Below are 20,915 nucleotides of genomic sequence, written 5' to 3'. Positions count from 1 at the left end.
AGCTCCGGCGGCAACCAAGGCGCTGGAGCTTTTCTATTTATTCAATACTACAATATACCGCTGAGCAATTCTCGCAACCAATTTCATCCTTTAAAAATTGCAGGTCATGAATCGTAATTTTCCCTTTTTTTATAGAGATAATTTCATCCTTTTTCAAATCGTTTAATATACGATTGGTACTTTCACGTGATGTACCACAGAAGTTAGCTAAATCTTGGTTTGTTAATGGTAAATCAATTAAGATACCGTCTTTTCGTTCAATTCCATAACTGTTTGTCATACGAATAAGCGTGGAAAATAGGGCGCCTTTTTTTCCATTTAGAACGAGGTCACGAAATTTAGTTTGTGTCTTACGAAAATGGTCACTCATCCATTTCATAAATTCAAATGCGAGGGTAGGATTTTGAAATATTTCGCTTTCAATTACTTCCTTTTTTATCGCAACAATTTCACCTTCTTCTAGTACCTTTGCGCTTAAGAGATATTTAGGATTATCCGTGAATAAGGTTAATTCGCCGCAAATATCATTTTCACCACAAATTCTTAAGGAAAGTTCACGGCCATCAGTGGTAATCTTGCTTATTTGAATTTTTCCAGACATAACAATATATAGTTCTTCAGCTTCCATTCCTTCTTGAAAAAGGAAAGTATCTCTTTGGCTGTAAAATTTACGGTCAGCAAAACGTAATAGTTCTTTTATTTCAATAGAATGGGTAGGTTTTAACTTAGTTATCATATAATCACCTTTTTCGTTATTTTTTAAAAATAACTGTGATAAAACGCACAGACGTATTTAATAACGTAATTAAAACACATTCAAGTAAAAACAAAAAGGCTTTTCACAAAACCGTCATAATACAATTAAGTTTTACACGTTATTTATGTTGTTTATCTATTTTTCGAAAAATATTCATAATGTTCACTTGATTTCTATGAATTTACAATCTCAACTCCTATATGATGTGTTAGAATGATATCAAGCTATTTAACTATTGGTATACGAGATGAAGTGAAAATATATGGTACCCAAGCGTTTACCAAATTGGAGTTGATAATATTGGAAAAATCCATTATTAAAGATAAATTAAATCGACCATTAAGAGATTTACGAATTTCGGTCATTGATCGTTGTAATTTTCGTTGTCAATACTGTATGCCAGCAGAAACTTTCGGACCAGACTTTGCATTTCTACCTAAAAGTGAACTACTATCATACGAGGAAATTGAGCGATTAGCTAAAATATTTGTTAGCCTTGGTGTGGAGAAGATTCGCCTAACAGGTGGTGAACCACTACTTCGTAAAGATTTACCTATTTTAGTGAAAAAGTTAAGTGAAATTGAAGGGTTAACGGATATTGGTTTGACTTCGAATGGCGTTTTGCTTCCACAACATGCTAAATCCTTAAAAGATGCAGGATTAAAACGAGTCAATGTTAGCTTAGATAGTTTAAATGATGAATTGTTTGGCCAAATAAATGGACGTAATGTAAGAACAAAGCCTGTTCTTGATGGGATTGAAGCGGCAAGGAAGGCAGGACTTGGTGTAAAAATAAATATGGTTGTAAAAAAGGGCTTAAATGATACGGAAATTCTACCAATGGCAGAATTCTGTAAAAATGAAGGTCTTCAGCTACGTTATATTGAATACATGGATGTAGGTTCAACAAACGGGTGGCGGATGGATGATGTCGTAACCAAGAAAGAAATTTACAATCTGTTAAAGGAAAAGTATGACTTAGAGCCAGTCGATCCAGACTATTATGGTGAAGTTGCCAAGAGATATCATTATAAAGATACAAATGTAGATGTTGGCTTTATTACATCCGTATCGGAGTCGTTTTGCTCTAGCTGCACACGCTCAAGGCTATCAGCAAATGGTCAATTGTTTACATGTTTATTTAATGGGAATGGCCATGATATTCGAGACTTTATGCGTAATGGCGTATCTGATGAAGACATTATTAATCGCGTAACAGAAATTTGGAATGGCCGTGATGATCGTTATTCAGATGAGCGTACAGCGGAAACCCATCGTAACCGAAAGAAAATCGAAATGTCTTATATAGGTGGATAATAAAAAAGCTCTCTTCTCTTAAAATTTGAGAAGGGAGCTTTCCTGTTTTTCTGACCTTAAAAAGACCACGAACTGTGTCGCAGTCTTTTCATGGAGAATAACTAAATAATTTAAATATATCTTGGAAATAAGATATTATTTTCTAAATGTACATGCATAAATGTTTCGCCCTCCAACATTTCAAGGCGTTTGTATACTAATCGGTACGTACCGCAAGCATCAACTGGTGGAACAAAGTCTGAAGTGATTTCACGTAACTCTCTTAATATTTCACCAGCATGGTCATGTTCCTTTTCTAATTGCGCGATTTGACTGAGAGCTTCCTCACGATTTTCAATTTCACCAGCTTCTAGCTTTAAGATTAAAGGGAAAGAGATTTCTTCTTCTTTTTTTGTATGCTCTAATAATTCTTTCTTTAACTCATAGAAAAGCTCATAAACTTTTAACAGTTCTGGATGCCCATCACCATGAACCTTTGCTACTTTTGTAACGTAAGGACTTAATAGAGTAAGTTCTTCTTCTAAAGGACAGTGGTAGCGCTCAATCACATGATTGATAATCGTTTGAGAGTCAGAATCCATCCACACTTCCATATCTGTTGGACCATTACCTTCATTTTTTTCATATAAGTCTTTTAGTTCAGTAAGAAGAACTTCCATATTAACACCATTTGATGCAACAGCATTTGCTAATGGAGTATTACCACCACAACAAAAATCAATTCGGTTACGTTTAAATATATCGCTAGATTTTGGAAATTCGTTCACAATATCTCTTACTAGTGAGTCTTGCGTAAATGGAAATGTCATTTAATATATCCTCCTTGAAATCGTAAATGTTTTATTAGTTATCTTTACAACTCAAGGATACTTGATATAGGAAATTAATAAGGTGACAAGCGTCACACCTAACATGTATTCTTTGACAACTTTTCAAACATATTTACAGGGGAATCTATCAGTCATTTAGTAATTCTAACTCAAGTGTGAAGTTTGCCATGTTTTTTATCGGTCGAAAATCTTATAATAGAAGAAATGATACTTAATATTAGGTAAATTGGGAGTTGATTAAATGTTAGAGAAAAGAAGTCCAATTTCGGTTGGTGAAGCTGTTCGAAGAGTAATGAACTATAACATAATAGGTCAAACAGAATACATACCGATAAATCAAGCATATGGAAGATACTTATCAGAGGATTTAATTGCAACTAGCGATGTACCACATTTTGATCGTGCTCCTTACGATGGTTTTGCTATCCGTTCAGTCGATTCACAAATGGCTTCCCAAATAAATCCTATTACTTTTGAAGTAATTGATGAAATTGGGGCAGGAATGGTCACCACCAAGAAACTTGCAGCATTTCAAGCAGTGCGAATCATGACTGGAGCAATGATGCCTGAAGGGGCAGATACGGTTGTTATGTTGGAATTAGCAAAAGACTCTAAAGAAAATGAGAAATCATTTATGACTGTGAAGCGTCCCTTTCGAAAAGGTGATAATGTCTCGTTTACTGGTGAGGATGCTAAGGAAGGGGAGGTACTTGTAAAAAAAGGTGCATTTATCAACCCAGGTATACAAGCTATGCTTGCTACTTTTGGATATGCAGAGGTACCAGTTGCTAAAAAGCCAAGAATAGGCTTATTTGCAACAGGAACGGAATTGTTAGACGTTGGTGATTCGCTAGTACCAGGCAAAATTAGAAATAGCAATTCCTATATGATTGCTGCACAAATTATGCGTATTGGTGGGGAAGTCGTATATTTTGGAAAGCTACTTGATGACTTTAATGCATGCTACGAAGCAATAAAAGCTTCTTTGGAAAAAGTTGATATCCTGTTGACGACAGGTGGAGTTTCAGTAGGGGATTATGATTATTTACCAGCTATTTATGAAAAGCTCGGAGCCGAAGTTCTATTTAATAAAGTAGGAATGCGACCGGGAAGTGTTACAACAGTGGCGCAATTGCATGGAAAACTTTTATTCGGATTATCAGGTAACCCTTCTGCATGTTATGTTGGTTTTGAATTATTTGTAAGACCTATTGTTAGGGGTATGTTATTTTCATCACAGCCGCATTTAAGCAAAGAAGAATCCATATTAGAAGTGGATTTTCCGAAGGCTAACCCATTTATGAGGTTTGTACGTAGCTATGCTTATATTGAGAATGGTCAAATGAAAGTAGTCCCAAGTGGTTTGGATAAGTCAAATATCGTTATGAGCTTAGCGGGAGCTAATTCCTTAATGATCTTACCTGGTGGTACAAGAGGATTTATGAAAGGGACAAAGGTTGAAGTACTCTTATTAGAAGATCACACGGGTAGCGAATGGCCATGGTAGCCACTTTTATTTTTCAAGTAGTTGGCTTTCAAAATAGTGGGAAAACCACATTCCTAAATAACTTACTGGAAAAATTAAATGAAGAGAATATTAGAACAGGCACAATCAAACATCATGGCCATGGTGGAAAACCGGAAATAAATGAGAAAAAGGATTCTGCCAAGTATTGTAAAACAGGAGCAATCGCATCTCTAGTAGAGGGAGAGGGGCGTTTGTTAGTACAGGCAGAGAAAGAAAATTGGCCAATAGAAGAGCAAATTGAGATTTTAGACCCGTTTAATTTAGATTTAATACTAGTTGAGGGGCATAAATACGCGAGCTTTGCTAAGGCTGTCATCATAAGAAACGAAGATGACCTTGGTTTATTAGATAGGTTAAAGGATATCGTGGTTGTACTTTTTCGTGATGAATCTTTAAGAAAAAGTTATAAACCAAATACTAATGTACCTCATTTTGATATTAATGATAGTGAATCGTATATTTGGATAATTCAATATATTAAAAGTCAATTAATTTCATCGGAAATTTAAAGAAATTCAAAAAAAAATAAATGAATATCACAAAAAAGTAATAAAAAGTTTATAAATTAGACATATGAGTTACTTAAGTCACTGATACAACTTTCCCACTACGTTAAAATTGTTTTGGGGTTATGTTTGAAACATAGGGGAGTTGTAAAAATGGAAATGATTCATGTTATTCTCTGGTTGATCTATCCTTATACAATTATGGTTATAGTAGTTATGGGCCTAGTATGGCAATATGATATAGCTAAAGTGTTGGAGGATTCAGATGTGAATCTTAAAACAAGTCTATTCTTAAGGAAAACGATTACCAGTGTAATGTCTCTCAGTTTTATTACGGGGCTTGCAGTAATATTTTCATCTAATATTCCTAATGATCCTGAGCACTTGTTTATCTGGTTCATGAGTCTTTTACAATTCAATCCAGATATGAATGTTATCATGAACATTTCCATTCTTTCACAGGTTCATTTGTTTTTGGTTTTAACACTGGTGTTATTATTATCTTTTACAAAGTATATTTCATTTTTATTTAATCCACATCGATATATTAAGTTTCAGTTAGTGAAAAAAATTAATAAATTGTGAAAAGGGGGCCAAATTGGCTCCTTTCTTTATTTAAATGTGATAATGTTCACTTTTTAATATTTCTCACTCTTATATATTGGAAATAAGACAAAGGAGTGATTCCGATGAAATTATTTCTACCAAAACAACATGGAGCTTGGGCAATGTTAATCATACCCTTTTGGCTTGGCGTGGTTGCAACTGAGTTAGTGTGGCAACACGTTCCCTTTTTCTTAGGATGGATTCTGCTATATTTAGCAACGTATCCAATCCTACTTTTATTTAAAAGGAAGAAAATGGGGTACTATAGTAAGTGGATGATTTTCTATATGGTTCCAGCACTAGTGCTTTTGTCCATACCGATTTGGTATCAACCCAAAATTATCTATTTTGGATTTCTAATGATTCCCTTTTTTATTATTAATGCTTATTATTCAAGTAAGAACCGAGATCGAGCCATGGGTAATGATATAAGCGCAGTTATCGTGTTTTCGATAGCTGGTGTAGGTAGTGGATTTTTCATAAGTGAACAGATTACTACAAGCCTTATATTGGTTTTTGCTAGCAGTGTTTTGTTTTTTCTAGGCAGCACCTTTTATGTGAAATCTATGATTAGAGAAAAAAAGAATCAACAATTTAAATGGGTTTCTTGGATTTATCATTTCATTATTCCGATTGCTTGGATGCTAATGGGGGAATGGCTTATATTTGTGGCTTTCATTCCAAGTTTAATCAGAGCGCTTTATTTTTATGGTAAGCCGCTTTCAGCCAAGGAAGTTGGGATATATGAAATAGTGAATGCAGCATTCTTCTTTATATTTGTTTTTATGCGGTTAATATAATTACGGTTGAGTGGACTTCTTTGTCGCATTCGACAAAATATTCCTTAGGAAATAAAATGTTGTCAAATTTTGGCGCAATGATAAAATGGTGTAAATTTCCTTGGTTAACTTAATATAATAGGCAATACTATTATTGATTATGAGTTATGGAGGGATAGATCTAATGGGTCAAAGTCATGTATTCAGATCAGGCCATAAAGCCCCGAATAATGGTATCTATGTTGAAATAGGTGATACTGGGGATAATGTTGTAAATCCAAAACAAATTAAGCTGAAAGCTGGAGATCCTTTTCCGGAAACCTCGAATGATAAACGTCATTGGACTTACAAAAGAAAACCGTAAAAAATAACAATCAAAAAAGGCCAACCGATTTATAAATCGGTTGGCCTTTTAATGTTTTTTAGTGGGTTGAATGATGATCAGCAGGTTCATTCGGGATAATGGTTGATACTACAATAATTAGAACAGTTACAATAACTGAAAGAATAGTACCAGTCATGAAATCATATGTACCACCTGTCATAGAAGATACAACATAATTAAGCATTTGAACTAATAAGAATGTCCAAAGTAAAGTCCAAAAGTAACGCATCAAAATTCACCTCTTACATATTTTTAATCCAGCTCCAGCGCCTAGCCCCTCGAGGTCACAAGTCACTCCAAGTAAGAAGGCAAAAAAACGCCTTCTTACTTGGAGCGTCTTATGCTTGTCGGGGCTGATCAAGGCGCTTCCGCTTTTTATTTTCCACTATCCATATTAACATATGCATTCTAAATGTGAAACGGTGAATTTTAAATGATTGTTATAAATCTAAAACCTTAAAATGCATGAAAACTTCCATTTAAAATAGGCATTATCCCTTTCCTTTTATGTGAAACAACATACAATAATAGAAGGAATTTTAGGCGGAGGAGACTTTTTATGGAAAACCGAAACTTTAAACTGGATACGGAATGGAATATGATTCATTACTCCGAAAAGCCAAATGGTTTTGGTATTCTCATAATCGGAGATGAAAGACATTTCGTAGATGAACAAAACAGCTTTTGGTTGCAAAATGAGGGAAAACAATTATTACTAAATCATCTTATACAGACTGGTTATACTTGTTTTTATTCGAATTTATACGGCAGACATTGGGGAACGCAAAAGTCAACTAAGATGGCAGAAAGATTATATCATCATATAATGAGGTCAGAAATTTTAAACTCCAAAATCCATATTATTGCAGAAGGTATGGGAGCACTAATTGCCTTGGATTTAGTGAAATTACTAAAAGAAGCAATACGATCTATTGCCTTTATTAACCCTGTTTTTTCATTAAAGAATCAGTTAGAACTCGAGAAGGAACATAAATTCTTTTATAAAAAACTTTTGCGTGAGATTTCAGTTGCCTATAACGTGGAAATAGCTAATATTGAAGAAGTATTAGGAAGTATTAGGGATGATTTAAATGACTCTCCACATATCCCGTTGAAAATAATTCACGTTTTATCGGGAAAACGATCTTATCATCAATTTGAATTTTCCAAAAAGCTTGTAACCAAGTGGGAACAGAATAATAAAACCATCCAATCCACATTCCTATTACCTGAAAAGAAACAACAGATAGGAAAAATTATCTCAAACTTTTTTCATCAATTTGAACATGAATTATAATCATACCTCCTTCTTAATCGAAATAAAAGCAAATTTAGTGGCATAGGATACTAAGAGTTTATATTTTTATAAAAATATAATGTTGGCACCTTTGGTGATTAAGTAAACTTAGACTAACCGAAGGTGCTTAACGCTATTGTTTTGGAGGTAATCGATATGGACAGGGTAATTATTTATGGGACCTATCATTTTCTCGGTTTTAGTCTTTGTGAAAAATTATTAGATGAAGGTATACAAGTATGTGGTTTTCGATTATCTGAAGAGATTAGCGAGGATTTTTTAGAAGAAAAAAAGCTTTTAATTGGTAGAAATGCAAATTTTGAGGAGAAGATGGTAGGCAGTGAAGCTGTTACATTTATGGAAGATTCATTAAAATCAGACATGATTATCGTTATCTCATTCTACGATATTTATTATTCAATAGATGAATATCCTTTTTTAATCTTAGAAAAAATATTAATGAATATTAATAAGCAATACAGCGATGTTAAAGTAATAATCCTATTTCCAACTGATTTTATCGAAGATATTCCTGAAGCTGTAAACAGACAATTTAACCATTTAAAGGAAAATGAATTTAGGATTCAAAAAATTTATATACCGACCGTATTTGGCCCTTGGCAACCATCTGTCTTTCTTTTTCAACAATATTTGTTAAAGGAATTTCTTAACGCTGAACCAAAACTAGACAAAAGAGAAACTACCAGTGATGCTATCTTTATTAAAGATATAATTGATTTGATTATCAAATTAATGAAATCAAATGAAATGAACGATTATCTTATTCAAAGTAATAGTAGTGGACAATGGTTTAAAGGTGCAGAACATCTAAAGCTTAAACTTGCTACAAATAAACTAGCAATTAATGACTTAACAGCTAGTGGCACAGTTAATATAATTAAATTGAAGGAAAGTATTTCAATTATAGATGGATTAGAGCAACAAAAAAGGCATTTATCCAGGCTGTTTCAGGTATAAAATTAATAAATTTCCTTATTGAAACAAAAGATACAAGCATGTATTCTAAATTACATAGTAAAAAATAATAGGAATGAGGAAATGGACATGCAAGAAAACCAAATGAAATTTTTTCAAATTGCGATGAAATATCTACCAGAAGCTGAGCAACAACTAAAACAAGCAGGAATAGAGTTATCAATGGACACAATTCAACCGTTAATGTCTTTATTTACAAAAGTAATGAATGAGGCTTATGAATTAGGTAAGTCTGAGGCTTTAGCAAAGGAAGAATAAGTTGCATGAAAATTGCGGCTTATTTTTTTTGATTTAATATATGATGAACAAATTTTGTCCTTCGAGAATTGTCTAGCTCCATCGCCGCTAAAGGACGATGGAGCATTTCTAATAAAAAAGTTGCAAGGATTTACTAACATTGATAAAATTAGTACCAAGTCATAATAATTGATATAAATAATAAAAGCCAAAAGTAAATGGGTAAAAAAGGAGTTGGCTAAAGATGAATGCAGGAATTATAGGTGTAGGCAGATATTTACCAGAAAAGGTTGTTACAAATAGTGATTTAGAAAAAATAATGGATACTTCCGATGAATGGATTAGAACTAGAACGGGTATAGAGGAAAGAAGAATTTGTTCTGATGATGTTAATTCTTCTGAAATGGCTTACGAAGCAGCCATGAAAGCTTTGGAAAATGCAAATGTTTCAGCGGAACAAATAGATATGATTGTAGTTGCAACTGTGACCCCTGATCAGCCATTCCCTTCTATTGCATGTATGATACAAGATAAATTAGGGGCAAAGAAAGCAGCGGCAATGGATGTCAGTGCTGCATGTTCCGGGTTTATGTATGGGATTGTGACAGGGAAGCAATTTATCGAGAGCGGCTCTTATAAATATGTATTAGTAGTTGGTGTAGAAAAATTATCCAAGATTACTAATTGGGATGATCGAAACACGGCTGTCTTATTTGGAGACGGGGCTGGAGCTGTCGTGCTGGGACCTGTGTCAGAAGGTCGAGGCATTCTTGCTTTTGAATTAGGCGCAGATGGATCTGGCGGAAAGCATCTATATCAAGAAAAAGAATTCATTACGATGAATGGAAGAGAAGTTTATAAATTTGCGGTAAGACAAATGGGAGAAAGTAGTGTCAATGTATTAGAAAAGGCTGGACTTTCTAAAGAAGACGTCGACTTCTTAATTCCTCATCAAGCAAATATACGAATTATGGAATCGGCAAGACAGCGGTTAGAATTACCGGTAGAAAAAATGTCAAAAACGATTCATAAATATGGTAATACCTCTTCAGCCTCTATCCCTATTTCAATAGTGGAAGAAGTAGAAGCAGGAAAAATTAAAGACGATGATGTAATTGTATTAGTAGGGTTTGGTGGCGGACTAACATGGGGTGCCATTGCCTTACGTTGGGGTAAATAAACATTTTAATTAGGAGTGAACGTACATGAAACGTCGCGTAGTGGTAACGGGTGTCGGTGCAGTTACACCACTTGGTAGCAATGTAGAAACAACTTGGAGTAATATTAAGAATGGCGTATCAGGTGTTAAGCCTTTGACTAGAGTTAATGCTGATGAATATCCAGCGAAGGTTGCTGCAGAGATAACGGATTTTAATGTTGAAGAATTTATCGATAAAAAAGATGCTAGAAAAATGGATCGTTTCACCCATTATGCAGTAGCAGCCTCACTAATGGCAGTGAAGGATGCAGATTTAACCATTAATGAAGAAAACGCACCTCGTGTCGGTGTTTGGATTGGGTCTGGTATTGGTGGAATGGAAACATTTGAAAATCAGTTTGAGACATTCCTAAATCGAGGATACCGTCGTGTTAGTCCATTTTTTGTCCCAATGATGATCCCTGATATGGCTGCGGGTCAGGTATCGATTACGCTTGGTGCAAGAGGCTTTAATTCTTGTACGGTTACAGCGTGTGCGACAGGAACAAATTCCATCGGAGATGCATTTAAAGTTATTCAACGCGGTGATGCAGATGTGATGGTTACTGGAGGTGCGGAAGCCCCAATCACAAGAATGTCAGTTGCGGGATTCTGTGCTAACACTGCATTATCAACTAATCAAGACCCTAGTAAAGCAAGTCGTCCATTCGATAAGAATCGTGATGGTTTCGTAATGGGTGAAGGTGCAGGAATTGTGGTTTTAGAAGAATTAGAACATGCTTTAGCACGTGGCGCGAAAATATATGCTGAAATTGTTGGCTATGGAGCAACAGGTGACGCATATCATATTACAGCTCCTGCCCCAGAAGGTGAAGGTGGAGCAAGAGCAATGAAAATGGCATTAGATGATGGGGATTTAAAGCCTGAAGATATTGATTACATTAATGCACATGGAACGAGCACGGAGTATAATGATAAATATGAAACTTATGCCATCAAAACCGTGTTTGGTGAACATGCGTACAAGTTAGCAGTTAGCTCTACGAAATCCATGACTGGTCATTTATTAGGAGCGGCTGGTGGGGTAGAAGCCATCTTTACAGTATTGGCAATGAATGAAAATATATTACCCCCAACGATTAATCTAGAAACACCAGATCCTGAATGTGATCTAGACTATGTTCCAAATGAAGCTCGTCAAAGAGAAATCAAAGCGGCGATTAGTAACTCACTTGGCTTTGGCGGACACAACGCTACAATTGCTTTTAAGAAATTTAATGGGTGACAAAAACGAGGGGATTTTCCCCTCGTTTTTTCGATTTTACAAGACTATTTTCAAAGGAACCTTTATATATATCTACATACTATAAATATGCACCTGATAAAAAGGGAGTGACCATGATGGGGTAGAGGACACAGCAAGTTGGCTTAAAGAATTAATAAATGAACCTATAAAAATATGTGAAAAGATAAGTAATATTGAAAGAAAAGAGAGTCCAGAAAAGCTTTACGAGTATTTAACTCAATTTGGAATGTACCGTCCAAATGCAAAAATAGAGAAATTATTTGTAGATCTTGAGAAAAGTCAAATATGGGATAAGGTAAAAAGGCTATTTCAAAAATACAAGAAAAAATGGAATGGTCCAGATATTCCTATTTATATCTTTCCTATCGGAAGCAGTGGTGGGATATTTCAATCACCACAGACAAAATCAGGCTTATCTTTTCCAGATAAACTATTTCTCTTTTTATCTGATATAGGGGATGAGTTAGAAATTGAAGCCCTATTTATTCATGAATATCACCATATTTGTAGATTAAATGGTCTAAAAAAATCAATAAATGAGTATACTCTATTGGATTCACTTATCATGGAGGGCTTAGCTGAAGATGCAGTTCATGAAATATTAGGGAGTAAGTACCTCGCAGAATGGAGCAAAATGTTATCGGAGGAAAATTTTAATTTTTATATGGAAAAGTTTCTACAAAATAACTTAACTCTAAAAAAAGGTACTCGTAAGCATGATCAGCTATTATTTGGGAGAGGTTTATTACCAAATATGCTTGGTTATACATGTGGATATCATATCGTAAGAAGTTTCAGACTGAAAAATTCTTATACTACAAAAGAGTCATTTACATTAGATTCAGAAAACTTTACGAATTTCGATAACTAAGAAGCCTGATTTATCAGGCTTTTTTCGTGCATGTCTAAACTTTTACTGTCGAAATGTTAAAAAAAGTATTGCAAATGTAACAAATCTGTAATAATATTTAATTCAGATAAAACAAAATATCAGAATAATTCAAAAAACACGAGGTGTCCTTATGAGTGGAAAATTACATAAAGACGCACCTTTACTTGAAGTGAAGAATTTAGAAACCGCCTTTGACATTGATGGTACTTACTACAACGCGGTCGATAATGTTTCCTTCACGGTCAAACCTCGACAAATTGTCGGGATTGTAGGTGAGTCAGGTTGTGGAAAGTCCGTTATGTCACTCTCCATCATGAAGCTTTTACCAAAAGGAATTGGAGAAATTCGTTCTGGTGAAATCCTATTTGACGGGATTCATTTAGAGAAATTATCAGATAAAGAGATTAATAGAGTTCGAGGAAAAGATATTTCAATGATTTTCCAAGAACCAATGACATCGTTGAATCCATTATTTACAATTGGTTTTCAGCTTCAAGAGGTTCTTTTTAATCATCAAAAAATATCAAAACAAGATGCTAAGTTAAAGAGTATTGCTCTTTTGAAGAGTGTGGGAATTTCTAGACCGGAAAAAATCATCGATGAATATCCTCATCAGTTATCAGGTGGGATGAGGCAAAGGGTTATGATTGCCATTGCAATCGCTTGCCAACCTAAGTTACTTATTGCGGATGAGCCAACAACAGCACTTGATGTTACCGTGCAAGCTCAAATTTTAGAACTTTTAAAAGAAATACAGCAAGTAAATGATATGTCAATTATTTTAATTACACATGATTTAGGTGTTGTAGCTGAAATGTGTGATGAGGTCATTGTTATGTATGCTGGTCGCATTGCAGAAAAAACAGATGTAGATACTTTATTTCATAATCCTAAGCATCCATATACAAAATTGTTAATGGGCGCTATACCTAAAATGGATGAAGATGTTGAAGAACTAAGTTCTATTAAAGGTATAGTTCCTTCATTAAAGAATATGCCGACAGCAGGATGTAGATTTGCTGAACGTTGCCCATCGGTGATGCCTGAATGTATGGTATCCACACCAAAGTTAGCTGAAAATGAACAAGGTCATGAAGTCGCCTGCTTCTTGTATGAGACAAGTAGAGCACTAGAAGGGGTGAAGTAAAAATGAGTACGATGGATTTAAAGAACGAGTCATTTAATCTGGAAAAAAATGAAAAAGAGACTCTTTTAGAAATTAAAAATCTTAAAACCTATTATCCTGTTAAAGGCGGTTTCTTTCAAAGGACAATTGGTAATGTTAAAGCAGTAGATGACATTTCATTTTCGATTAAGAAGGGTGAAACACTCGGATTAGTAGGGGAATCAGGCTGTGGTAAATCAACTACAGGTAGAACGATTATCCGATTATTAAAGGCTACAGCAGGTGAAATTTTATTTGAGGGTAAAGATATCTCGAAGTTAAGTGGAAAAAGCCTACAGGCAATTAGACAAGATATTCAAATGGTTTTTCAGGATCCCTACGCTTCACTTAATCCAATCCAAATGGTTGGAGATATCGTTGCAGAGCCGATTAAGAATTTTAAAAGTATTGGCAAGAAAGAGTTGAAGACTGAAGTAATGGATTTACTACAAAAAGTAGGACTTCCAGAGGATGCTTATTATAAATACGCTCATGAATTTTCAGGTGGTCAAAGACAAAGGATCGGGATTGCTAGAGCATTAGCCCTTCGACCAAAGTTAATTATTGCTGATGAGCCTGTGTCTGCACTAGATGTTTCCGTTCAATCTCAAGTGCTTAATCTATTAAAAGAATTACAAAAGGAATTTGATTTAACTTTTCTATTTATCGCTCACGACCTAAGTGTTGTTAAGCATATGAGTGATCGCATTGGAGTAATGTACTTAGGTAGTATGGTTGAAATTAGCGGACGTAAAAGCCTTTATGATGAACCATTACATCCATATACTAAAGCTCTAGTGTCTGCTATACCGATGCCAGATCCAAGAAGAAAGGCAAATCGAATTGTTCTGAAAGGGGACGTTCCAAGTCCACTTAATCCACCAACAGGTTGTCCATTTCATCCACGTTGCGCTGTAGCAATGGATGAGTGTTCTAAAACAAAGCCTATTTTAAAGGAGGTGAAGCCAGGACATCAGGTTGCATGCCACCTTTATTAGGTGCAATAGAAAATTTAAAATTATAGGGGGAAAAAAAATGAAGAAATCATATGCATGGCTTTTGGCCTTAATGCTAGTTCTTTCCGCATTTTTAGCTGCATGTAGTGGAAACGAAAAAGCTAATTCAAAAGATGACGAAAAAGATGACGAAACACCAGTAGAGGAAACAGGTCCTGTAGATGGTGGAACTTTAACATATGCACTAAGCTCTGAATTTAAAGGGCTATTAAACTGGAACTTCTATGATGCAGATGGTGATGATGATATTATTGCATTCTTTGATGATGGTTTAATCTCTTATGATGAAAATCTTAAAGCAGAACCAAATATTGCAAGCTGGACAACTGATGACAACCAAAACTTTACTTTTACATTTGAAAAAGGTGTAAAATGGCACAATGGTGAAGAGCTTACAGTTAATGACTGGGTATTCGCTCTTGAAACAATCGCTACAATTGGTGGAGAACACCAACGTTGGTCTAATGTTAACACAATTGAGGGTGCTGTAGCTTTCAACGAAGGCAAAGCTGACAAAATCTCAGGTTTAGAAGTAGTAGATGACTATACTCTTAAAGTTAAATTTGACAAAGCTCGTGTAAATAACTTAGAAAACCTATGGTCATACCCATTATCTCAAAAAGAATTTGCTGGAATTGATCCAAAAGTAATGGCTGAATCTCCACAAGTTCGTACAAATCCAGTTGGTACTGGACCATATAAAGTAAACAAAATCATTCCAGGTGAATCTGTTGAGTTAGTACGTAACGAAGATTACTGGAAAGGTAAACCACACATTGAGAAAATTATCGTAAAAGTAATTGCGAGTGAGTTAACTACAGGGGAACTTAAAAATGGATCTCTTGATATGACTCCTTTCCACCCAACAATTTTACCAGAAGTAGAAGCTCTTGATAATGTAGTTGTAGAAAGATATCCAGGATTATCATACTACTATGTTGGATTTAAGCTTGGTAAATATGATGGTTCTAAAAATGTAATGGATAAGCCTAAATACTCTGACAAAAAACTTCGTCAGGCTATGCTTTATGCAATCGATCGTCAAGCTTGGGGAGAAGCATTCTTCAGCGGTTTAGCTAAACCACTTAACCGTCCAGTTCCAACATCTCACTGGATTGCAGCACCAAACGAAGATATGCCTAATCAATATACTTATGACCCAGAAAAAGCAAAATCTTTACTTGATGAAGCAGGATACGTTGACGTTGATGGAGACGGATTCCGTGAAGATCCAGCAGGAAAAGAATTTGTTGTTAAATTCTCTCACTATGATACTGGGAACCCAACTTTTGAAGCTCGTGCAAAAGCGTTCACACAATATTGGGAAGAAGTTGGTTTAAAATCAACACTTCAAATGACAGATGTAAACTTATATTATGATCAAATTGAAAAAGATGACCCAGCTCTAGAAGTATTCTACGGCGGATGGGGAACTGGTGCAGATCCAGATCCACTACCAACTTGGGGTATTGACACAGTTTGGAACTACCCTCGTTGGGTAAGTGAAGAAGGTCAACAACTACTTGAAGATGCAGTTGATTTAAGTGTTGTTGGTACAGATACAGATAAGCGTAAAGATTTATATGCGCAATGGCAAGCTATCTTTAACGAAGAAGTACCAGCATTACCAATTTTAGAACTTGAAGAAGTTATGGCTGTTAGCAAACGCGTTAAAGGTGTTACTTTTGACGTATCAGGCCCAAATGATCCACACGAATGGTGGATTCAAGAGTAGTAAAGATTCTTTTTGATAAGGAGATTGCATGATGCTTAAATACACATTACGCCGTTTGCTTGGCATGATCCCTATGCTTTTCCTTATCTCCATTGTAGTGTTTTCCCTGGCTAAGTTAATGCCAGGGGATTCCCTTAGTGGAGAGATCGATCCAAATAACACAGACCCTGCTTATATTGAAGAAATGCGGGAAAAGCTGGGTTACAATGATCCGATTCATGAGCAATATTTCAACTGGATAACAAAGTTTGTTCAAGGGGATTTTGGTAAATCAACAAGGTACAAAATTCCAGCAAGTGATATTATTCTGGAAAAGTTACCAAATACAATCTACTTAGGAGCTACATCTTTACTGATAACGTATATATTAGCTTTGATTATGGGTATCTATTCAGGTAGAAAGCCTTATACAATAGGCGATAACCTTATTGCTGGGGCCAATTATCTCGGTTTAGCATTACCTTCATTTATAGCTGGTGTCTTTGCAATTTATTTCTTCTCTTTTAATTTAGGTTGGTTTCCATCAAATGGATCTGTTGATATTCAAGTCGAAGATGGTACTTTTGCATACTATTTAAGTAGACTCCACCATGTGTTTTTACCAGCAGTAGTATTAGGATTACTTAGCACTGCAAGTTATACGCAATTTTTGCGTAATGATATTATAGAAAATAGTCGAAAAGACTTTGTAAGAACAGCTAGAGCAAAAGGAACACCGGAATCTACTATTTACAACAAACATATTCTTCGTAATTCCATCATTCCATTAATTACATTTCTTGGCTTTGATATTGTAAATATAGTAGGTGGTGCAATTATTACAGAAACAATTTTTACTTATCCTGGTATCGGTCAATTATTCTTAAACTCTCTTTCACAACAAGACTATCCAGTATTAATGGCTCTAACGATGATGTTTTCATTTCTAACTTTGTTTGGGAATCTTGTAGCGGACATTCTATACGGATTTGTTGATCCGCGTATAAGATTGGATTAGGAGGTAAGGCCATGCAAATTTCAACTTCACCCCAAACCTCCGTGCAAGTTAAGCCGATGAAAAGTATGTCACCATGGGCAATTGCACGAAGAAAATTTGTGAAAAACAAGCTTGCGATGATAAGCTTATTCTATTTAATTATTGTTGCTGTTGTATCATTTTTAGCACCTTATGTTACGACCATTGACATTACACGAATAAATATTGGTGAAATGTCCTTAAAACCGTCAAGCGAACATTGGTTAGGGACGGATAAGAGCGGAAGAGACGTATTTACTAGACTTTTATATGGTGGAAGAGTTTCTTTACTAGTTGGTATTTCATGTACATTCTTTGTTGTCGTATTAGGTACAATTGTTGGCTCAATCGCAGGTTATTTCGGCGGAAAAATTGACAATATGATGATGAGATTTACAGACTTTATCTTAAACTTTCCATTCCTAGTTTTTGTTATCGTTTTAGGAACCATCTTTTTTGGTAAATTAAATGGATTAGCGGTATTAATTATTGTTATTAGTGCTTTAAGCTGGGGCGGAGTAGCTAGGATTGTTCGAAGTAAAATATTAGCTGAAAAAGAAAATGAATATATTTTGGCTGCCGTATCGATAGGCTGTTCTCCAATAAAAGTAATTGGTAAACACTTAATTCCGAATGTACTATCAACTATCATTGTACAATCAACTTTATTATTTGCTAGTATGATTGTGGCTGAATCAGGTTTAAGTTATTTAGGGTTCGGTGTCCCATCCGAAATACCTAGCTGGGGCAATATGCTATCGTTTGCACGGGAACCAGATGTATTACAAGGAAAACCATGGATTTGGGTTCCACCAGCATTAATCATTACTTTAACAATTCTTTCTATTAACTTTGTAGGTGAAGGTTTAAAGGATGCCTTTAATCCACGTTCACGAAGATAAAAATCTACCATCTCAAAATGGTAGACTTTTTTTTGTTCTTTTCTTCTGATGATAAAGTACTTTAATATAAATTTGGTTAATTATCTATTTTCCAGATTATTATATAAATAAATAAACAATTTTTTTCTAATTGAATCGGTAGCTTTTCTCCAAAAAAGGAATAAATTTACTAAGGTCTGCCCATACTGATGGACAAACAGTTCCTTGAAGTGAGGGGTTAATGCCATGCTATATCTTCATGATGTTTGGGTAAATTGGTTTGAAGGTGAGGAAAACGGCTATAATGTTTGCCATTTTCATGAGTGGAGAAAAGATGACGGTGTAGAATTACTAGACCAGGTACCATTAATCAAGGTTGAGACTGTTCTTTTTCATTATATTGAGAATGATTTATCAGAGCTACCTCAACAATTACTTGATGAAATTTATCAAAAGGCATTTTTACGAAAAAACCACGAAAGAGTTCAATTAGATTATTGCTTTATCGTTACCGATGGTGTTGGAATCCTAGCTGTTGATACTATTGGTTACAATATTCCGATTAGAAAAAGCAGATTAATTCCAAGACAGGAACAGCTTGTTTATGAAATGGTCGAGAATCATACGCCAAGAAAATATCTTTTTAATGGGCAATTTCATAAAAAGGATTTCCATATTCTATCTCCTGAGCCAGAATTGATGTCTGGGTTAACAAGAAAAGAACGTCAACTTAAACAATTATTATTTATGGCGATGGATCAGTTGTATTCATCTAAGAATACGTCGGAAATTAGGTATTGGTATACCGAGTGGAATCCAGTGAAGTATTCATATTTGCAAAATCTAGAGTTTGATCATATTTGGCATGAGTTATATGAGGAAGTAAAATTGGGCTGGTCACAAAAACATTCAATTTTTTGTGAAAATCTAATTAAGGGACAACCATTTTTTGAGAAGTTATGGGAAATGGAACATGGTCCAAAAGTTAACTAGTCGGTGTTCTGTTGAACTCCGACTAGTTTTTTTGCCACTAAACGGGCGCTTGCACTTTTCTAATTATCTTCTTTTTCTACCTAACCCCATAGCATTCTCCATTTTTTTTACCATCTTAGAGGCTACTGCATTAGCTTTTTCCGCACCTTTATCTAATACTTCATCAAGATACGTTGATTCCATTAGTTCGCGATATCTGTTCTGGATTGGTTCAAATTCATTAACAACAACCTTTGCAAGGTCAGCTTTAAAATCTCCATAACCTTTTCCTTCATATAACGCTTCGATTTCTGAAATAGTTTTCTTAGCAAGGATTGAATAGATAGAAATCAAATTAGAAATTCCTGGCCGATTATCTTTATCGAACTTTACAATCCCTTCAGAATCAGTTACAGCACTCTTTATCTTTTTTTCAATTTGTTTTGGATCGTCCAAAACACTAATAAATGCTTTTGGATTTGGATCTGACTTGCTCATTTTTTTTGTTGGATCTTGCAATGACATGATTCTTGCACCGACTGTAGGAATTCTAACCTCTGGAACTGTAAAGATATCATTGTATTTTTTATTAAATCGTTCAGCGATGTCTCTTGTTAATTCAAGATGTTGTTTTTGATCCTCACCAACTGGTACAAGGTTTGTTCCATAAAGTAAAATATCACCTGCCATTAAAGGTGGATATGTTAATAGACCGGCAACAACAGCATCTTTTCCAGATGACTTATCTTTAAATTGGGTCATTCTTTCTAATTCACCAATATAGGCTACACATTGTAACATCCAGCCTGCTTGAGCGTGGGAGGGTACTTCTGATTGTATAAACAAAGTAACTTTATCTGGGTTAATTCCAACTGCGAGATAGAGTGCGGCAAGACTTCTTATATTTTGTCTTAAAACCATTCTATCTTGGGGAACCGTAATAGCATGCTGATCGACGATACAGAAATAACAATTATATTCATTTTGTAGTTCTACAAATTGTGTTAAAGCACCAATGTAATTACCAAGTGTAATTGTGCCACTTGGCTGAATTCCTGAAAATATTGTTTGCATTTGATTTCCTCCTGAAAAAATCTATTTCTTTAATTTACCCAATAAAAACAAAAAAGACCATTCGTCCATAAATAGGGACGAATGGTCCGTGTTGCCACCCTAATTACTCCAAATGAGTCACTTTAGCCTACATCAATATAAAAAAAGATGAGGTACCTTGGTAACGTAAGGTAAGACGCCAAGCCATACATGATACTATTGATCATTCCTGCTTGAAGCTCTAAAGTCCATTCCATTCAATGGGATGTTTGTTTACACCAGCCACAAACTCTCTAAAAACCTACAATTGAATGTACTACTCTTTTTCATAGCTTTTTACTAAATATTATACTTAAAATTACCTTATTTTGTGAAAAAAATCAAGTTTTATATCACTTTTTAGCATAGAAAAAATTTTTTTTGAAACACGGAAAAGTCGGAATATGTCGAAAAAATCCTTATTATATAAGTATTCTTAATATT

22 protein-coding genes and 1 other annotated feature are annotated in these 20,915 nt (G+C 34.9%); of the genes, 18 read left to right on the top strand and 4 right to left on the bottom strand.

Features of this window, described 5'->3' with window-relative positions; genetic code table 11:
* Positions 1-37: 37 nt before the first annotated feature.
* Positions 38-736, bottom strand: coding sequence for a Crp/Fnr family transcriptional regulator (locus LRP83_RS14685; protein WP_230497433.1), 699 nt, complete (start codon positions 734-736; stop codon positions 38-40).
* A gap of 321 nt (positions 737-1,057) precedes the next feature.
* Between LRP83_RS14685 and moaA the strand changes: the two genes are divergently transcribed.
* Positions 1,058-2,074 (top strand): GTP 3',8-cyclase MoaA, encoded by a 1,017-nt coding sequence (gene moaA / locus LRP83_RS14680; protein WP_230497432.1) that lies wholly within the window; start codon positions 1,058-1,060, stop codon positions 2,072-2,074.
* Positions 2,075-2,184: 110 nt separating this feature from the next.
* Here moaA and ric read toward each other — a convergent pair whose 3' ends face one another.
* A complete protein-coding gene (gene ric / locus LRP83_RS14675) occupies positions 2,185-2,883 on the bottom strand; it encodes an iron-sulfur cluster repair di-iron protein (RefSeq protein WP_230497431.1) in 699 nt (232 codons plus the stop codon).
* 262 nt (positions 2,884-3,145) lie between these two features.
* On the opposite strand from ric, the gene LRP83_RS14670 reads away from it, so the two are divergent.
* The 5 genes from LRP83_RS14670 to LRP83_RS14650 all read left to right on the top strand — a co-directional run bounded on the left by LRP83_RS14670 (position 3,146) and on the right by LRP83_RS14650 (position 6,687).
* A complete protein-coding gene (locus tag LRP83_RS14670; protein WP_230497430.1) occupies positions 3,146-4,411 on the top strand; it encodes a molybdopterin molybdotransferase MoeA in 1,266 nt (421 codons plus the stop codon).
* Positions 4,399-4,941 (top strand): molybdopterin-guanine dinucleotide biosynthesis protein B, encoded by a 543-nt coding sequence (gene mobB, locus LRP83_RS14665; protein WP_230497429.1) that lies wholly within the window; start codon positions 4,399-4,401, stop codon positions 4,939-4,941. The genes LRP83_RS14670 and mobB overlap by 13 nt, the downstream gene beginning before the upstream one ends.
* A 150-nt stretch (positions 4,942-5,091) precedes the next feature.
* Positions 5,092-5,523, top strand: a complete 432-nt coding sequence (locus LRP83_RS14660; RefSeq protein WP_230497428.1) for a respiratory nitrate reductase subunit gamma — start codon at positions 5,092-5,094, stop codon at positions 5,521-5,523.
* A 104-nt stretch (positions 5,524-5,627) separates the two neighbouring features.
* Positions 5,628-6,344: a YwiC-like family protein gene (locus LRP83_RS14655; protein WP_230497427.1), complete on the top strand. Its 717-nt coding sequence runs from the start codon at positions 5,628-5,630 to the stop codon at positions 6,342-6,344.
* A gap of 163 nt (positions 6,345-6,507) precedes the next feature.
* Positions 6,508-6,687 (top strand): YjzC family protein, encoded by a 180-nt coding sequence (locus tag LRP83_RS14650; protein WP_230497426.1) that lies wholly within the window; start codon positions 6,508-6,510, stop codon positions 6,685-6,687.
* Positions 6,688-6,745: 58 nt separating this feature from the next.
* Here LRP83_RS14650 and LRP83_RS14645 read toward each other — a convergent pair whose 3' ends face one another.
* Positions 6,746-6,937: a YjzD family protein gene (locus tag LRP83_RS14645; RefSeq protein WP_230497425.1), complete on the bottom strand. Its 192-nt coding sequence runs from the start codon at positions 6,935-6,937 to the stop codon at positions 6,746-6,748.
* A 330-nt stretch (positions 6,938-7,267) separates the two neighbouring features.
* Between LRP83_RS14645 and LRP83_RS14640 the strand changes: the two genes are divergently transcribed.
* The 12 genes from LRP83_RS14640 to LRP83_RS14585 all read left to right on the top strand — a co-directional run bounded on the left by LRP83_RS14640 (position 7,268) and on the right by LRP83_RS14585 (position 19,400).
* Positions 7,268-8,005 carry a hydrolase gene (locus LRP83_RS14640; RefSeq protein ID WP_230497424.1) on the top strand — a complete coding sequence of 246 codons (738 nt, stop codon included), beginning with the start codon at positions 7,268-7,270 and terminating at the stop codon, positions 8,003-8,005.
* Positions 8,006-8,161: 156 nt separating this feature from the next.
* Positions 8,162-8,983: a hypothetical protein gene (locus LRP83_RS14635; protein ID WP_230497423.1), complete on the top strand. Its 822-nt coding sequence runs from the start codon at positions 8,162-8,164 to the stop codon at positions 8,981-8,983.
* 87 nt (positions 8,984-9,070) lie between these two features.
* A complete protein-coding gene (locus LRP83_RS14630) occupies positions 9,071-9,259 on the top strand; it encodes a ComZ family protein (protein ID WP_230497422.1) in 189 nt (62 codons plus the stop codon).
* Between the two features lie 223 nt (positions 9,260-9,482).
* Positions 9,483-10,418, top strand: a complete 936-nt coding sequence (locus LRP83_RS14625) for a beta-ketoacyl-ACP synthase III (RefSeq protein WP_230497421.1) — start codon at positions 9,483-9,485, stop codon at positions 10,416-10,418.
* Between the two features lie 25 nt (positions 10,419-10,443).
* Complete coding sequence (fabF, locus tag LRP83_RS14620; protein ID WP_230497420.1) at positions 10,444-11,682, top strand: beta-ketoacyl-ACP synthase II; 1,239 nt, start codon at positions 10,444-10,446, stop codon at positions 11,680-11,682.
* Positions 11,683-11,836: 154 nt separating this feature from the next.
* Positions 11,837-12,574 (top strand): DUF2268 domain-containing putative Zn-dependent protease, encoded by a 738-nt coding sequence (locus tag LRP83_RS14615; RefSeq protein WP_290369563.1) that lies wholly within the window; start codon positions 11,837-11,839, stop codon positions 12,572-12,574.
* A 151-nt stretch (positions 12,575-12,725) separates the two neighbouring features.
* The gene (locus LRP83_RS14610; RefSeq protein ID WP_230497419.1) at positions 12,726-13,742 is read left to right on the top strand and encodes an ABC transporter ATP-binding protein; all 1,017 of its coding nucleotides are present in this window, start codon (positions 12,726-12,728) and stop codon (positions 13,740-13,742) included.
* 2 nt (positions 13,743-13,744) lie between these two features.
* Positions 13,745-14,758, top strand: coding sequence for an ABC transporter ATP-binding protein (locus tag LRP83_RS14605; RefSeq protein WP_290369561.1), 1,014 nt, complete (start codon positions 13,745-13,747; stop codon positions 14,756-14,758).
* Between the two features lie 37 nt (positions 14,759-14,795).
* The gene (opp4A, locus tag LRP83_RS14600; protein WP_230497418.1) at positions 14,796-16,511 is read left to right on the top strand and encodes an oligopeptide ABC transporter substrate-binding protein; all 1,716 of its coding nucleotides are present in this window, start codon (positions 14,796-14,798) and stop codon (positions 16,509-16,511) included.
* A gap of 31 nt (positions 16,512-16,542) precedes the next feature.
* Entirely contained in the window at positions 16,543-17,508 is a 966-nt protein-coding gene (gene opp4B, locus LRP83_RS14595; protein ID WP_230497510.1) for an oligopeptide ABC transporter permease, read from the top strand.
* An 11-nt stretch (positions 17,509-17,519) separates the two neighbouring features.
* Positions 17,520-18,428 (top strand): oligopeptide ABC transporter permease, encoded by a 909-nt coding sequence (gene opp4C, locus LRP83_RS14590; protein ID WP_230497417.1) that lies wholly within the window; start codon positions 17,520-17,522, stop codon positions 18,426-18,428.
* 225 nt (positions 18,429-18,653) lie between these two features.
* A complete protein-coding gene (locus LRP83_RS14585; protein ID WP_230497416.1) occupies positions 18,654-19,400 on the top strand; it encodes a YjbA family protein in 747 nt (248 codons plus the stop codon).
* A 63-nt stretch (positions 19,401-19,463) separates the two neighbouring features.
* Here LRP83_RS14585 and trpS read toward each other — a convergent pair whose 3' ends face one another.
* Complete coding sequence (trpS, locus tag LRP83_RS14580) at positions 19,464-20,453, bottom strand: tryptophan--tRNA ligase (RefSeq protein ID WP_230497415.1); 990 nt, start codon at positions 20,451-20,453, stop codon at positions 19,464-19,466.
* Between the two features lie 70 nt (positions 20,454-20,523).
* Positions 20,524-20,771, bottom strand: a binding site (T-box leader).
* Between the last annotated feature and the right edge of the window lie 144 nt (positions 20,772-20,915).

Origin of the sequence: Pseudoneobacillus rhizosphaerae, from assembly GCF_917563885.1 — a bacterium.
Taxonomy (GTDB): domain Bacteria; phylum Bacillota; class Bacilli; order Bacillales; family Cytobacillaceae; genus Pseudoneobacillus; species Pseudoneobacillus rhizosphaerae.
Note: the sequence above shows the minus strand (reverse complement) of the source record. Positions and strands in the feature narration are given on the sequence as shown.